Origin of the sequence: Pseudomonas sp. Z1-29 (assembly GCF_051131995.1) — a bacterium.
GTDB lineage: Bacteria > Pseudomonadota > Gammaproteobacteria > Pseudomonadales > Pseudomonadaceae > Aquipseudomonas.
The window spans coordinates 3,743,347-3,756,350 of the sequence record NZ_CP071645.1; the positions used below are offsets into that span (position 1 = coordinate 3,743,347).

Annotated in this window: 14 protein-coding genes; 6 read left to right on the forward strand and 8 right to left on the reverse strand. The window is 62.8% G+C overall.

The window, feature by feature from the left end; genetic code table 11:
- Positions 1-256: 256 nt before the first annotated feature.
- Entirely contained in the window at positions 257-1,210 is a 954-nt protein-coding gene (locus tag J3P84_RS16885; RefSeq protein WP_434624589.1) for an alpha/beta fold hydrolase, read from the forward strand.
- Positions 1,211-1,369: 159 nt separating this feature from the next.
- Here the strand turns inward: J3P84_RS16885 and J3P84_RS16890 are convergent, their stop codons facing one another.
- From J3P84_RS16890 to J3P84_RS16900, 3 genes are all read right to left on the reverse strand, one after another.
- A complete protein-coding gene (locus J3P84_RS16890; RefSeq protein WP_434631396.1) occupies positions 1,370-1,777 on the reverse strand; it encodes an ester cyclase in 408 nt (135 codons plus the stop codon).
- 75 nt (positions 1,778-1,852) lie between these two features.
- Positions 1,853-2,245: a GFA family protein gene (locus tag J3P84_RS16895; protein ID WP_434624591.1), complete on the reverse strand. Its 393-nt coding sequence runs from the start codon at positions 2,243-2,245 to the stop codon at positions 1,853-1,855.
- A gap of 30 nt (positions 2,246-2,275) precedes the next feature.
- Positions 2,276-3,202, reverse strand: a complete 927-nt coding sequence (locus tag J3P84_RS16900; protein ID WP_434624593.1) for a LysR substrate-binding domain-containing protein — start codon at positions 3,200-3,202, stop codon at positions 2,276-2,278.
- A gap of 132 nt (positions 3,203-3,334) precedes the next feature.
- On the opposite strand from J3P84_RS16900, the gene J3P84_RS16905 reads away from it, so the two are divergent.
- Positions 3,335-3,739, forward strand: a complete 405-nt coding sequence (locus tag J3P84_RS16905) for a RidA family protein (RefSeq protein WP_434624595.1) — start codon at positions 3,335-3,337, stop codon at positions 3,737-3,739.
- A 157-nt stretch (positions 3,740-3,896) separates the two neighbouring features.
- Here the strand turns inward: J3P84_RS16905 and J3P84_RS16910 are convergent, their stop codons facing one another.
- The 4 genes from J3P84_RS16910 to J3P84_RS16925 all read right to left on the reverse strand — a co-directional run bounded on the left by J3P84_RS16910 (position 3,897) and on the right by J3P84_RS16925 (position 6,904).
- The gene (locus tag J3P84_RS16910; protein ID WP_434624597.1) at positions 3,897-4,376 is read right to left on the reverse strand and encodes a VOC family protein; all 480 of its coding nucleotides are present in this window, start codon (positions 4,374-4,376) and stop codon (positions 3,897-3,899) included.
- Positions 4,377-4,442: 66 nt separating this feature from the next.
- The gene (locus tag J3P84_RS16915) at positions 4,443-5,744 is read right to left on the reverse strand and encodes an Nramp family divalent metal transporter (RefSeq protein ID WP_434624599.1); all 1,302 of its coding nucleotides are present in this window, start codon (positions 5,742-5,744) and stop codon (positions 4,443-4,445) included.
- A 145-nt stretch (positions 5,745-5,889) separates the two neighbouring features.
- On the reverse strand, positions 5,890-6,129 hold the full coding sequence (locus tag J3P84_RS16920) for a hypothetical protein (RefSeq protein WP_434624601.1): 240 nt from the start codon (positions 6,127-6,129) through the stop codon (positions 5,890-5,892).
- Positions 6,122-6,904 (reverse strand): MlaA family lipoprotein, encoded by a 783-nt coding sequence (locus tag J3P84_RS16925; protein WP_434603830.1) that lies wholly within the window; start codon positions 6,902-6,904, stop codon positions 6,122-6,124. Before J3P84_RS16925 ends, J3P84_RS16920 begins: the two co-directional genes overlap by 8 nt.
- A gap of 330 nt (positions 6,905-7,234) precedes the next feature.
- On the opposite strand from J3P84_RS16925, the gene J3P84_RS16930 reads away from it, so the two are divergent.
- The 4 genes from J3P84_RS16930 (at position 7,235) to kefC (ending at position 11,744) form a co-directional block, all read left to right on the forward strand.
- Complete coding sequence (locus tag J3P84_RS16930) at positions 7,235-7,945, forward strand: response regulator (protein WP_434624604.1); 711 nt, start codon at positions 7,235-7,237, stop codon at positions 7,943-7,945.
- Positions 7,942-9,291 (forward strand): sensor histidine kinase, encoded by a 1,350-nt coding sequence (locus tag J3P84_RS16935; protein WP_434624606.1) that lies wholly within the window; start codon positions 7,942-7,944, stop codon positions 9,289-9,291. Before J3P84_RS16930 ends, J3P84_RS16935 begins: the two co-directional genes overlap by 4 nt.
- A 103-nt stretch (positions 9,292-9,394) precedes the next feature.
- A complete protein-coding gene (gene kefF / locus J3P84_RS16940; RefSeq protein ID WP_434624607.1) occupies positions 9,395-9,916 on the forward strand; it encodes a glutathione-regulated potassium-efflux system oxidoreductase KefF in 522 nt (173 codons plus the stop codon).
- A gap of 1 nt (position 9,917) precedes the next feature.
- A complete protein-coding gene (kefC, locus tag J3P84_RS16945; RefSeq protein WP_434624609.1) occupies positions 9,918-11,744 on the forward strand; it encodes a glutathione-regulated potassium-efflux system protein KefC in 1,827 nt (608 codons plus the stop codon).
- Here the strand turns inward: kefC and J3P84_RS16950 are convergent.
- Entirely contained in the window at positions 11,741-12,982 is a 1,242-nt protein-coding gene (locus J3P84_RS16950; protein ID WP_434624611.1) for a cytochrome P450, read from the reverse strand. The genes kefC and J3P84_RS16950 overlap by 4 nt on opposite strands.
- Positions 12,983-13,004 lie beyond the last annotated feature (22 nt).

The window sequence follows — 13,004 nt, forward strand, 5'->3', positions numbered from 1 at the left end:
TCCCGCTCGGCGGCGCAGCCGTCGTAATACCGAACACGCGGTATACCTGCAAAACCGCATCCAGCCCATTGGGACTGCTACGCAGTCCAGCGGGAGCAAGCTCCCTCGCCACGGTGATATGCAGGTATCTGAATTCCCCATAGTTGCTATCAACGCCAGCGCCGTTCTCGTTGCGCTGCGCTCTCTCTAATCTGCCCACCAACGCGATCGATGACGATCCCGGCAGATCAAAACACCCCTTATGGAGAGAGAAACGATGAACACCTTCAACCGCACCCTGGCTGTCGCAACCCTGGCCCTGGCCACCCTCGGCGCCGAGGCGGCGACGCCTGTGCAGGCCGGTGCCAGTGCTTCCGCAATCGGCAGCGTGATGCAGTCCGCCAGCTACATCACCACCAAGGATGGCGTCCAGCTCTATTACAAGGATTGGGGCCCGCGTAACGGCCAGGTCGTCACCTTCAGCCACGGCTGGCCGCTGGACTCCGACAGCTGGGAAGGCCAGATGATGTTCCTCGCCTCCAAGGGCTACCGCGTGATTGCCCACGACCGTCGCGGTCATGGTCGCTCCAGCCAGCCGTGGGAAGGCAACGACATGGACCATTACGCCGACGACCTGGCGGCGGTCATCGAAGCGCTGGACCTGAAGGACGTGACCTTGGTCGGCTTCTCGACGGGCGGCGGCGAAGTGGCGCGTTACATCGGTCGCCACGGCACCGGTCGAGTCAAGAAAGCCGTGCTGGTGTCCTCGGTGCCGCCGCTGATGCTCAAGACCGACACCAACCCCGGCGGCTTGCCAATCGAAGTCTTCGACGGCCTGCGCAAAGCGTCCCTGGAGAACCGTTCGCAGCTGTACCTGGACATCGCTTCCGGCCCGTTCTATGGCTACAACCGCAAGGGTGCCAAGCCATCCCAGGGCCTGATCCAGTCGTTCTGGGCGCAGGGCATGCAAGGCGGCAGCAAGAACACCTATGACTCGATCGCGGCGTTCTCGGCGACCGACTTTCGCGGCGACTTGAAAAAATTCGACGTGCCGACGCTGGTGATCCACGGTGACGACGACCAGATCGTGCCCATCGATGCCTCAGGCCGGGCTTCGGCGGCGCTGATCAAGGGCGCTCGGCTGATCGTCTACCCAGGCGCGCCGCACGGCTTGACCGAGACGCACAAGGATCGCCTGAACCAGGACCTGCTGACTTTCCTCAAGGAGTAACCCCCCGGATAACGATCGCGAATAACTGGGTGGGAGATAACCTGTGGGAGCGAGCCTGCTCGCGAAGGCAGCAGCAGATTCAACACCTCTGCAAGCTGTGCCACCGCTTTCGCGAGCAGGCTCGCTCCCACATTCATTCACTCAATCATTCATTTGTGCTCAAAGCCCTTCTCCGGAAGGGCTTTCGCGTTGGAGCGCCGCTTCCACCGCCGCCTTGTCGATGACCGACCACACGCGAACGATTTTGCCGCCATCGAAGGTGTAGAACACATTCTCGGAAAAGCGAATCCGCCGGCCATCGGTCTCAAGCCCGAGAAACCGGCCGCGCGGCGAGCAATCGAACAGCAGCCGGGCTGCCACGTTCGGCGGTTCGACCACCAGCAGGTCGATAATAAAACGCAAGTCCGCAATGGTCCTCACGTCGTTTTCCAGCATCGCCCGATAGCCCGCCAAACCCACCGGTTCGCCGTTGTATTGCACGCTATCGTCGACAAAATCGCCCAGTTCCTGCCAGCGACGGGCATTAAGGCAGTCGATGTAATTGCGGTATTGCTCGGCCAGGTCCATGTCCATGTCCATGTCCTCGATTCCCAGAGCGTATCTGGAGGACCGCACCGGGAGACCAAGGTTCTGGTTCGCACCCTACCCCTCAAGCCGCCCCGTGCCCTCGCGATCATGTTCATAGCGCCGTGAGAGTGGAAACGCCGGCAACCAGGATTCGCGGCGCACGGTCCAGCTTTCGTAGGTGGGCATCAGTTGGTCGGGCGCATCCAGCGTGCCCAGGTTGACTTCGACCTCGTCGCCGCTGCGGGCGAAGACGGACGAGCCACAGTGTGGGCAGAAAAAACGTCCGGCGTAATCCCGGGTTTCACCGCTGACAGTCACCGCGTCCCGGGGGAACACGGCGGCGGCGAAAAACAGTGCGCCATGGTGTTTGCGGCAATCCAGGCAGTGGCACAGGCCAACCCGGTATGGGCGCCCTGAAGCTTCAATGCGCACGTTGCCGCACAGGCAACCGCCAGTGAATCGGTCCATCGTCGATCTCCTCTGCATTCGAGAAAATTTTCATGACACAGGCCGATCAATAATAGGCGCATGTTGCGCCATCAGCTCCACCACCCAGTCGATGAATACCCGCAGCTTGGCGCTGATGTGCCGGTTCGGCGGGTAAGCCACGTAAAGCGGCATCGACTCCAGGCGCCAGCCTTCGAACAGCGGCACCAGTGCGCCTTGCGCTTCGTGTGGGCGGGACATGTACTGGGGCAGCCATAACACGCCCAGCCCCGCCAGGCCGGCTGCGAGGTAAGCGTTGCCATCGTCGACGGCGAGCGCATGGCGGCCCTTGATATGAAGGTATTCGTCATCCTTGTGCATGGCATAAGGCAAGGCCTTGCCGGTGCGCGCCCAGAGGAAACCGACGATGCGGTGCGCGGAATCTTCCAGCTCCCGGGGATGCAGGGGGATGCCCTCGCGCGCCAGGTAACTCGGCGCCGCAAACACGCCCAGGGCCAGGTCGCCGACGCGCCGGGCGATCAGCGACTGGTCTTTCAGTTCACCGCCGCGCACCACGCAATCGACATTTTCGTCGAGCATGTCGACGATGCGATCGCTGACGCCCAAGTCGATCTGGATGTCCGGATAGCGCTGATAGAAACCCGGCAATGCCGGCACCAGGATCATCGCGGCCAGCGGACTCGGCACGTCCACCCGCAGCCGTCCACGGGGCAGCGACTGGGCAGTGGACAAGCTGGTTTCGGCGTCGTCCAGGTCGGCCAGCAGGCGAATCGCCCGCTCGTAGAAAACTGCGCCGTCCGCGGTGACATTGACCTTGCGGGTGGTGCGGTTGAGCAGCCTGACGCGCAGCCGCGCCTCCAGCTGCTGCACCAGTTGGGTCACGGTGGTCTTGCTCATGTGCAGGGTCTCGGCGGCCTTGGTGAAACTGCCCGCCTCCACGACACGTACGAACGCCTGCATCGCATCGAAACGATCCATGGGTGCCTCGGATTGTTTGGGTTCTACAAACAGTGATCGCCAAGGTTGCTCGTTTATCGCCCGGACACAAGCCCCTAGAGTGACTTCATCGTTGATTTCCCGCCGCTTGCGGCTCATTTGATGGAGACACCCATGACACAGCGCGACGTTGTTTTCCCACCCGGCCGCCAGGCGCTCTACGAGCGCAACCGTTACTCGCCGGCGATTCGTTCCAATGGTTTCCTGTTCGTCTCCGGGCAGGTCGGCAGTACCGAGGACGGTTCACCGGAGCCGCTCCTGGAGGATCAGGTCCGGCGTGCGTTCAACAATCTGAAGGCGATCCTGGCGGCTGCCGATTGCAGCTTTGACGATGTGGTTGACGTGACGGTCTTCATGGTCGATCCGCAGTCGATATTCGAGCGAGTCTGGAGCGTCGTGCCGGAATTCTGGGGCAACGCGCCGCACCCGACGCTGACGGCGGTGGGCGTGACGTGGTTGTATGGTTTCCAGTTCGAGATCAAGGTGATTGCCCGGTTGCCGGAAACCGCTGGGAGCTGACTTTGGTGTTACCTCTGCTGCCGCTTTCGCGAGCAGGCTCGCTCCCACAAGGAATGGGGCTGTCGGAAAATCGAAGTCACACCCAAACCCAATGTGGGAGCGAGCCTGCTCGCGAAGGCGGCGACACATTCAACACCTCTGCAAGCCGTGCCGCCGATCAGCCCCTCACCGCCGCCTCAATCGCTGCAATATCGATCCTGGTCATGCTCATCATGGCTTCGAAGGCGCGCCTGGCGGCGGCTTTGTCGGCGCTGGTGATGGCTTCGATCAGCACCCGCGGGCTGATCTGCCACGACACGCCCCACTTGTCCTTGCACCATCCACAGGCGCTCGCCTGGCCGCCGTTGTCGATGATTGCGTTCCACAAGCGGTCGGTTTCGGCCTGGTCATCGGTGGCCACCTGGAAAGAAAACGCTTCGTTGTGCTTGAACATCGCCCCGCCATTCAGGCCGATACAGGGGATGCCGATCACGGTGAAATCCACGGTGAGCACGTCACCTTGCTGGCCCGCCGGGTAGTCGCCGGGCGCGTGGTGGATGGCGTTCACCGCACTGTCGGGAAAGGTAGCCGCATAGAACTGCGCAGCTTCCTGAGCGGTGCCGTCATACCAGAGACAGATCCTGTTCTTGTTGTTCATCCGGATTCTCCGCAAGGGGCTGGACCGTGAAGTCTAGCAGCCCCTCCAGAGATGAATGAGCAGACCTCAGGTAAACAGATCGACGCCCAGCTGGAACGCGACCCACAACGCCAGGCCAGTGGCGAATACCAGCGCAATATTCTCGAACAGGTTGTTGCGGTATTCCTTGCTCAGCAGCGACTTCTGGTTGGACATGATCAACAGGCCCAGGGAGATCACCGGCAGGCCGATGATGTTCAGCGCGTTGACACCAATGGTCAGGGTCACGAAGTCCGGCATGCCGGGCAAGGACCAGATCAGCGGCGTCACCAGAATGAACAGCATGAACCACTTGTGCATCGGGTCACGGTGGAACTCTTTGCCGTAGCGCTCGCGACGCTCGGGCCGCACGTGCTGGAAGGCGTCGGTGATGAGCATCGGGAACGCCGTGGTCTTGCCGGAAATACTGGCGAACAGCGTGGCAAAGACACCGATGAAGAACACATACCAGCCAATCGGGCCGAAGAAGATTTCCAGGGCCTTGCCCAGGTCGCCCAGGGTTTTGACTTCGATGCCGTTGGGCCGCAGGATTTCCGCGCCGACGATCCAGATCGCCAGGTTGATGATGATCCCGACGAACACCGCAAACAGCAGGTCGTTGCGCTGGATGCGCTTGTGCTCAGGACCCACCCAGCCTTTCTGGCGCATGACGTAGGGGTGAACGAAGTTAGCGATGGAACCGGCCACCGCTCCGATCACCGAGACCGCCACCAGCAGCGCACCGTGTACGCCTTCATCCGGCGGAATGCTGAAGCCGATGGTGCCTTTGACGATACCGGCGACATCCGGGCCGGACATCACCGCCAGAGCCAGGAACGCCAGCGTCATGATCGCCAGCAGCGCCTTCATCACGCCTTCGATCATCGAATAGATATTGCGCCCGACGAGCATCCACACCGCCAGCACCACCGCCAACGAACAGAGCAGCGGATAATCGGTCTTGAGCAGCATCGCCAAGGCCTCACCGGCACCCTTGATCATGTAGGCATTCATCAGGTGCCCCATGAGCAGCGCATACACCAGCATGAACCAGGCAAAAAACGGATTGAGTTGCGCGTAGCCCTGCAGGATGGTCATGCCCTGGTTATTGCAAAGCTGGAAGCGCGCGATGATGTTGACGATCAGGTAGCGCAGCAGCAGAGACACCGCCAGCACCCACATCATGGCGTAGCCGTAGTTGGCCCCGGCCACGGAAGAAGTGATGAGGTCGCCTGCGCCCAGCCAGGAAAGTACCGCGATGATGCCCGGGCCTAGAAGCTTCAACAGGCGTACGAAGCGGCTTTGCGCGGGGGCTGCAGCCTGCCCTTCGACGGAAGGTATGCTCGACATGGATGGAGTCTCCGTTGTTTTTTTTGTGAGAAACGGACACAGTCGACCATATTTCGTACGACATCGTACAACTCTAATTTATCGAGAGTATGTAAAAATGTTTCATCACTGTTCGGGCGGCAAACAGCCATTATTGAACCCGCTGTCAGTGGCCCTCCCCTCGTTCGCCGTTATTGATCATCCACCGAATCATGCTCGCCAGCGGCACGCGATAATGCTGGGTGGCGCACAAGCCGGCTTGCTCGGGGTCGTACCATTCGACGTAGCGGCTGAGCAGCACATGCCGGCCATCCTCGGCGAGCCGCAACTCGACTTCGCGGCAATGCAACGCACCCTGGTGGAGTGTCTTCACTCGACGATGCAGGACCAGCGCCTGGCTATTCATCCCCGGCACCCTGTTCCTGGCATTGCGGGTTGTCCTGGACGGCTCCCAGTTTCCCGTCGGCGACAAAATCGGCGCGCCGCTGGGCGACCGCGTCTCGCAGCGCCACGTAGTAATCGGCCTGGGTCTGCAATTTGTCGGTGAGCGGCAGCGCCTCGGCGCGGCCATCGACGACACCGCCCACGGTCTTGATCGTGCCCAGGGTTTCGACGGTATCGCTGTTGCTGCCGAACGGGTCCACCGCGAAGCTCACCACCTTGCCGGTCGCGTCCCTCAGGTTGCCAGTGCCGAACAGTGGCAGCTCGACGATCGGCCCCGGAGCGATATTCCAGACGCCGAAGGTCTGGCCGAAATCGGATTCGTGACGGGCGATGCCCATCTTGCCCGACACATCGATCAGCCCGACGATGCCCACCGTGGTGTTGATGACGAAACGGCCCAGGGTGGTGACCGAACGCTCGCCGTTGCCTTGCAGCAAATCGTTGATGAAGACCTTGGGCTCGCCGAAGTTGGCGACGAAGTTGTGCACGCCGCTCTGGAACATCTCTGGCAGTTTGCGATAACCACGCGCGATGGGGGCCAAGGCATAGTCGTCCACGGTACGGTTGAAGGCGAAGATGCCGCGGTTCACCGGTTCCGCCGGATCATGCACGGCATAGGGCATATTCTCGCAGCTGCCCGGTGTCGCGGGCGGCGTGCTGCTGCAACCGCTGGCAAACGCCGCCAGCGCAACGACGACGGTGGATCGAACAAGCAGCGCGGGTCTGGCGATCGGCATACAGAATTATCTCGGCGAGGAATAAGGGCTGCCTGCCAGTTGAAAGCCGAACACCAAACCCGTGGCGAGGGAGCTTGCTCCCGCTGGGTCGCGAAGCGGCCCTAAAAATCCATGAGCGCTTCGCACTCAAGCGGGAGCAAGCTCCCTCGCCACAGGGTTCAGTGCACAGCTTCACTGGCTGACATCGAGGCAATCCTGCCGCGGTTTTCTTGCCCGAAGATTTCCGCAATGTTGCGTGCCGGTCGCTTTGTTTCCGGATTGAAATATATGACGCAAGCGGCGGATTGACCCTAGTATCGCCTCCTGTATCCATTGCCCGACGTGACCCCTGTGAGCCACCTACTCCTGGTGGACGACGACCTCGAAGTCCTCGCCCTCCTGCGCAAATTCCTTGAACAACATGGCTACAGCGTCGAAGTGGCCGCCGACGGCGCAGCCCTGTGGCAGGCGGTCGAGCGGCGGATGCCCGACCTGATCATCCTCGACGTCATGCTGCCGGGCGACAACGGCCTGGTGCTCTGCCAGCGACTGCGGGCCGAACACCGGGTCGGGATCATCATGCTCACCGCCATGGGCGAACTGAGCGACCGCGTCGTCGGCCTGGAAATGGGCGCCGACGATTACCTGACCAAACCCTTCGACGCCCGCGAGCTGCTGGCCCGGGTCCGCGCCGTCCTGCGGCGTACCGGCGAAGCCAGGGGCAGCCTGGGCGATATCTCCCGACCCGTGCTGGAATTCGAGGGCTGGCAGCTGGACGTCACCCGTCGCGAGTTGCGCTCCCCCGACAAGGTCATGATTCCGCTGTCCACCGGCGAGTTCGAACTGCTGCTGGTCTTCGCCGAACATCCGCGCCGCGTCCTCACCCGCCAGCAACTGCTGGACCTGGCCCGGGGCGAAACCTTCGACGCGTTCGACCGCAGCATCGACGTGCAGGTCAGCCGTCTGCGGCGCAAATTGGAGACCGACATCACGGGCCCGTCGATGATCCGTACCATCCGCAACAGCGGCTACCTGTTCAGCCCTCACGTGGTGAAGCGATGACCGCCAACCCCTCGAAGATGCCCCGCCCCAGGGACACCGTGGCGCGCTGGATCGCCCTGACCACCATGGTCTCGATGCTGACGCTGCTGGCCCTCAACGAACTCTTCAGCCTGGTGGCCGGTGCGTGGGCGCGCCCTCCCCTGATGGAAACCGGCCTGATGGACAAGGCTGCGGCGATCACGCGCATCATCGACGCGGCCGATCCCGGCCAACGGCACGCCATTGCCCGTATCGCCAGTGATCCCGGGATCAATGTGCAGTGGCTGCAGCGCTACGAGGAGGCGCATCTGCCGGTGATCGGGGATCCGGAGTTCAGCGAAGGCTCGGCGTTCCTGCACCAGCAATTGAACAGGCCCGACGCCCGGATCGAGGCCTACGAGCCCAACGACTGGCCGGCCGCTGATGACCCGAACAGACGCTACGCGGTGATCATCGAGCTGTCTGACCACACCTGGGTCATCTTCTCCGTGGGCTCGCGCAGCTGGGGGCTGGGGGAATGGCAGCGCAACCTGATCATCATCGCGTTGATCCTGCTGTCGACCTTCATCGTCGCCCTGATTGCCACGCGGCACCTGGCAACCCCGCTGGAGCGTTTCGCCGAGGGTGCCCGGCGCTTCGGCGTGGACTTCCGGGCGCCGCCGATCCCGGTCGTCGGCCCCTTCGAGATCCGCCAGGCGATCCTGGCGTTCAATGCCATGCAGGCCCAGCTCAAGCATTTCGTCCAGGACCGCACGCAAATGCTCGCGGCCATCTCTCATGACCTGCGGGCGCCGTTGACCCGCATGCGCCTGCGCGGCGAATTCATCGAGGATGCCGAACAGCAATCGCGGTTGTTCCGGGACGTCGACGAGATGCAGGCGATGGTCAACGCCGCGCTGGAATTCTTCCGCGACGAAGCACGCCTCGAACACGCCACCGCGTTCGACCTGGCGGAGCTGCTGCACACCATCGTCGATGATTTCAGGGACGGCGGCATCGAAGTGTCTTTCGAGGGCGCCCAGCGGCTGGTCTACGTGGGCCGCCCCATCGGGATCAAGCGCGCGCTGACCAACCTGATCGACAACGCGGTCAAGTACGCCAGCGAACCGGGTGTTCAACTCAAGACCTTCATCGATCGCATCGAAATCCGCATCCAGGATCGCGGCCCGGGCATTGCGCCCGAATACCATGAGCAGGTCTTCGCACCGTTCTTTCGCATCGAGGGTTCACGCAACAAAAATACCGGCGGCGTCGGCCTGGGCCTGTCGGCCGCTCGGGCGACGGTTCTGGAGCACGGCGGCACACTGACGCTGAGGAACCGCCGGGGCGGCGGCCTGGAGGTCAGGGTCTCGCTCCCGCTCAATTGACCCTGGCAAGGCTCGCCCGGGAACAATCTCCTAAACATCACGCGCCTTCCCCGGTAGGATGTCCGGCCTTTCGACCCGGACCCAGCCGCCTGGAACTGCCCCGATGATCCTGATCGTTTATGCCCATCCCTACCCCGACCAGTCGCGGGTCAACCAGCAGATGCTCAAGCGCGCCGGCGCCAATCCGGACGTGGTCATACGCTCGCTCTACGATCTCTACCCGGATTTCGACATCGACGTCGAGGCGGAACAGCGCGCCGTCGAACAGGCACAGCTGGTCGTCCTGCAGCACCCCATGTACTGGTACAGCATGCCGCCCCTGCTCAAATTGTGGATCGACAAAGTCTTCACCCATGGCTGGGCGTACGGCAAAGGCGCCACGGCCCTGAACGACAAAAGCCTGCTGTGGGCCGTCACCACGGGTGGCGAACACGATCATTTCCAGATGGGCGCCTACCCCGGCTTTGCCGTGCTGGCGCAGCCGCTCCAGGCCACGGCGCTCTACTGTCATATGCGCTGGCTGGAACCGCTGGTCGTGCATGGTGCGTTTGCCGGCGACGCCGAGGCCCAACGCGAGCAAATCGAACACTATGGCGAACGCCTGGCCGCCTGGAAGGAAGATTGATATGGAAACTCACAGCCTGATCGAAATGCTCATCTACCTGGCCTCGGCGACACTGATCGTACCGATTGCCGTCCGGTTGGGCCTGGGCCCGGTGCTCGGTTATCTGCTGGCCGGGTGCGTGATCGGCCCGTGGGGGCTGAAGCTTATAACCGACGTCAAGGCCATCCTGGAATTCGCCGAAATCGGCGTCGTGCTGATGCTGTTCATCATCGGCCTTGAGCTCGACCCCAAGCGCCTCTGGGCGCTGCGCCGGATGGTATTCGGTGGCGGCGCGCTGCAGATGCTCGCTTGCGGCGCCGCCATCGCAGCGTTTTGCGCGGCGCTCGGCCTGGGCTGGACGGCGGCGTTGTTGGTGGGCCTGACCCTGAGCCTTTCGTCCACGGCCATCGCCATGCAGGCCATGAGCGAACGCAACCTGAACGCTACCGCAGTGGGCCGCAGCAGTTTTGCCGTCCTGCTGTTCCAGGACATCGCGGCCATTCCTCTGGTGGCCATGATCCCGTTGCTCTCGGCCCATGGCGACACGCCGTCGGGCATGGCCCTGGCGTTATCGATCGTCAAGATCGTCGCCGCCATCAGCGTCGTCGTGCTGCTCGGGCGCTACGTGACACGGCCGCTGTTGCGCTTCGCCGCGCGCTCGGGCCTGCGTGAGATCTTCAGTGCCGTGGCGCTGTTCCTGGTATTCGGCTTCGGCTTTCTGCTGGAAGAAGCCGGCCTGTCGATGGCCATGGGCGCATTCCTCGCCGGCGTGTTGCTGGCGAGTTCCGAATACCGCCACGCCCTGGAAAGCGACATCGAACCGTTCAAGGGCTTGCTGCTGGGGCTGTTTTTCATCGGCGTCGGCATGTCGATCGACTTCGGCACGCTGATCGACGCACCGCTGAAAGTCATCACCCTGACCGTCGGGTTCATCCTGATCAAACTGCTGGTGATCAAGACCGTCAGCCGCTTCCTGAATGTCCCCGCCGGCCAGCGTTCCTGGCAGGCGGTATTGCTCGGCCAGGGCAGCGAGTTCGCCTTCGTGGTGTTCGGCGCCGCGACGTTGGCGGGCATCCTGACCGACCAATGGGGCAAGAGCCTGACCCTGGCGGTGGCCCTGTCGATGTGCGTGACGCCGCTGCTCATTCTGCTGCTGGAGCGAATCGAGTCGGCCAGCAAGAAAGACCGCCAGGAATCCGACCTCGTCGACCAGCAGAACCCGCGGGTGATCATTGCCGGCTTCGGCCGTTTCGGACAGATCGCCGGACGTTTGCTGATGTCCTGCGGCGTCGAGGTCGTGGTTCTGGACCACGACCCCGACAACATCGAGACGCTGCGCAAATTCGGCGTGAAAGTGTTCTACGGTGACGCCACGCGCCTCGACCTGTTGCACGCTGCCGGCGCGGCACAGGCGGCGGTGCTGATCAACGCGATCGACGATCAGCAAGACAACCTGACGCTGACCCGGTTGGCCCAGGAGCACTTCCCCACGTTGAAACTGGTCGTCCGCGCGCGGGACATGGGCCACCTGATCAACCTGCGGCAGATGGGCGTCGAGGTTGCCGAGCGGGAAACCTTCGAAAGCGCACTGGCGTTGGGTCGCCGGGCACTGGTGCAGATGGGTGTCGGCGCTTACGAGGCGCGCGAACGCGCCGATCAGTTCCGCCGCTTGAATCTGCAGATGCTCGAGGAAATCGTCGCCCAACCGGAAGATGACCTCACGTTCCGGCACGACGCCTACCGACGCGCCAACGCGTTGCTCACCGAGATGTTCAACGAAGACCGCGCGCGCCCCGTCGACAGCTGGCCGGAACACCATCGAGACGAGACGGATGAGGCGCGTGGCTAGCCGGTCACCACTGACATCAGCACCGGCTCCCTGGGCAACATGGGCAGGCGTTGAAAATCGACTTCTTTCACCACCAGCCGCCATTGCACGTGGCGGCACAGATGTTCGAAGGTTTTCTGCATCAGGGCCAGCGTCAGCGGCTCGCCCGGGCAGCGGTGATAGGTGTAATCCCCGCCGCCCTGGCTGATGACAGAGGTTCTCATGGGGCACTGGCCGAAACGTTCGGGCGCAAAGCTTTCCGGGGTTTTCCAGTGCGCCGGATCACGGTTGGAGCCAAACAGATCGAGCAGCACCCGAGTGCCTTTTTCGAAGCGGTAGCCTCGCCACTCGAAACTCTCGCGCACAAACGCCGCCACCATTGGAAAGAACGCGTAAAAGCGCCGCGTTTCCTCGGCAAAAGCCCAAGCCGCAGCGTCATCGCGAGCAATGCTGGCGCGCCATTGCGGCCGGCGTTCCAACTCGATCAGCCCGAACAACAGAAAGCGCCCCACCGCCACCACTGGACGCAAGATATTCAGCAGCTCCACTGCCGCTATCCGCGGTGGGAGCAACTGGCCCTGCTCATCGCGATGCCATGCGAGTTGTTGCAGCGGGGTCTGCAGCGATGCTGGCGCCGGGTCTTGCCGACAGTTTTTTATCCAGCGTGCCGCCTGGGCCTCGCAAGCCTTGCGCCGCATCCAGGCGGCCGGCATCCGCCAGTCGACGCGGCCGTTGCCATCGATCAGCGAGGCGAGCCGACGGGTCAACCGCCGCATTTGCCGATCACTCATCATTGGCACGCCGGCCCACTCGCAGACCGATCGACACAGCAGCGCCTCGATCCACGGCAGGAATTCGATCGGCTGGTTCGCCGCAAGCTTCGCCGCCGCTTCGCTCAAGTGAGCCTCGTAGCGGCCGACCAGGCGGTTTACGCTTTCCTTGTCCAGCACGTCGAGAAACAGCTGCTTGCGTCGCGCATGAGGTGCGCCATCGAGACCCTGGACGCCGCCCGCGCCCAACAGGATGTTGCGCAGCGGCGCCGGTGTCGACGTGGGGGTCCGGACGAAGCGCCGCGCATCGTAGAACAGCTCCGCCGCTTCCAGCCCGCTGAGGCACAGCGTGCGCCGTCCCAGCAGTCGGGCCTGGAAAACCGGACTGCCATAGGCGACGCAACGCTTGCGTATGAACGGGTAGCCCTCGCGCAAGAAAGCCAAGGTCGAATCAGCCCAGCGGTGGCCGGGAATAGAAGGGTCTGCCATGACGAAATCCTTGCCTGACAAC

Bases quoted from the DNA above. Each gene is read 5' to 3' on its own strand.
- J3P84_RS16885 (WP_434624589.1), top strand. From the start codon at position 257: ATGAACACCTTCAACCGCACCCTGGCTGTCGCAACCCTGGCCCTGGCC.
- J3P84_RS16890 (WP_434631396.1), bottom strand. From the start codon at position 1,777: ATGGACCTGGCCGAGCAATACCGCAATTACATCGACTGCCTTAATGCC.
- J3P84_RS16895 (WP_434624591.1), bottom strand. From the start codon at position 2,245: ATGGACCGATTCACTGGCGGTTGCCTGTGCGGCAACGTGCGCATTGAA.
- J3P84_RS16900 (WP_434624593.1), bottom strand. From the start codon at position 3,202: ATGGATCGTTTCGATGCGATGCAGGCGTTCGTACGTGTCGTGGAGGCG.
- J3P84_RS16905 (WP_434624595.1), top strand. From the start codon at position 3,335: ATGACACAGCGCGACGTTGTTTTCCCACCCGGCCGCCAGGCGCTCTAC.
- J3P84_RS16910 (WP_434624597.1), bottom strand. From the start codon at position 4,376: ATGAACAACAAGAACAGGATCTGTCTCTGGTATGACGGCACCGCTCAG.
- J3P84_RS16915 (WP_434624599.1), bottom strand. From the start codon at position 5,744: ATGTCGAGCATACCTTCCGTCGAAGGGCAGGCTGCAGCCCCCGCGCAA.
- J3P84_RS16920 (WP_434624601.1), bottom strand. From the start codon at position 6,129: ATGAATAGCCAGGCGCTGGTCCTGCATCGTCGAGTGAAGACACTCCAC.
- J3P84_RS16925 (WP_434603830.1), bottom strand. From the start codon at position 6,904: ATGCCGATCGCCAGACCCGCGCTGCTTGTTCGATCCACCGTCGTCGTT.
- J3P84_RS16935 (WP_434624606.1), top strand. From the start codon at position 7,942: ATGACCGCCAACCCCTCGAAGATGCCCCGCCCCAGGGACACCGTGGCG.
- kefF (WP_434624607.1), top strand. From the start codon at position 9,395: ATGATCCTGATCGTTTATGCCCATCCCTACCCCGACCAGTCGCGGGTC.
- kefC (WP_434624609.1), top strand. From the start codon at position 9,918: ATGGAAACTCACAGCCTGATCGAAATGCTCATCTACCTGGCCTCGGCG.
- J3P84_RS16950 (WP_434624611.1), bottom strand. From the start codon at position 12,982: ATGGCAGACCCTTCTATTCCCGGCCACCGCTGGGCTGATTCGACCTTG.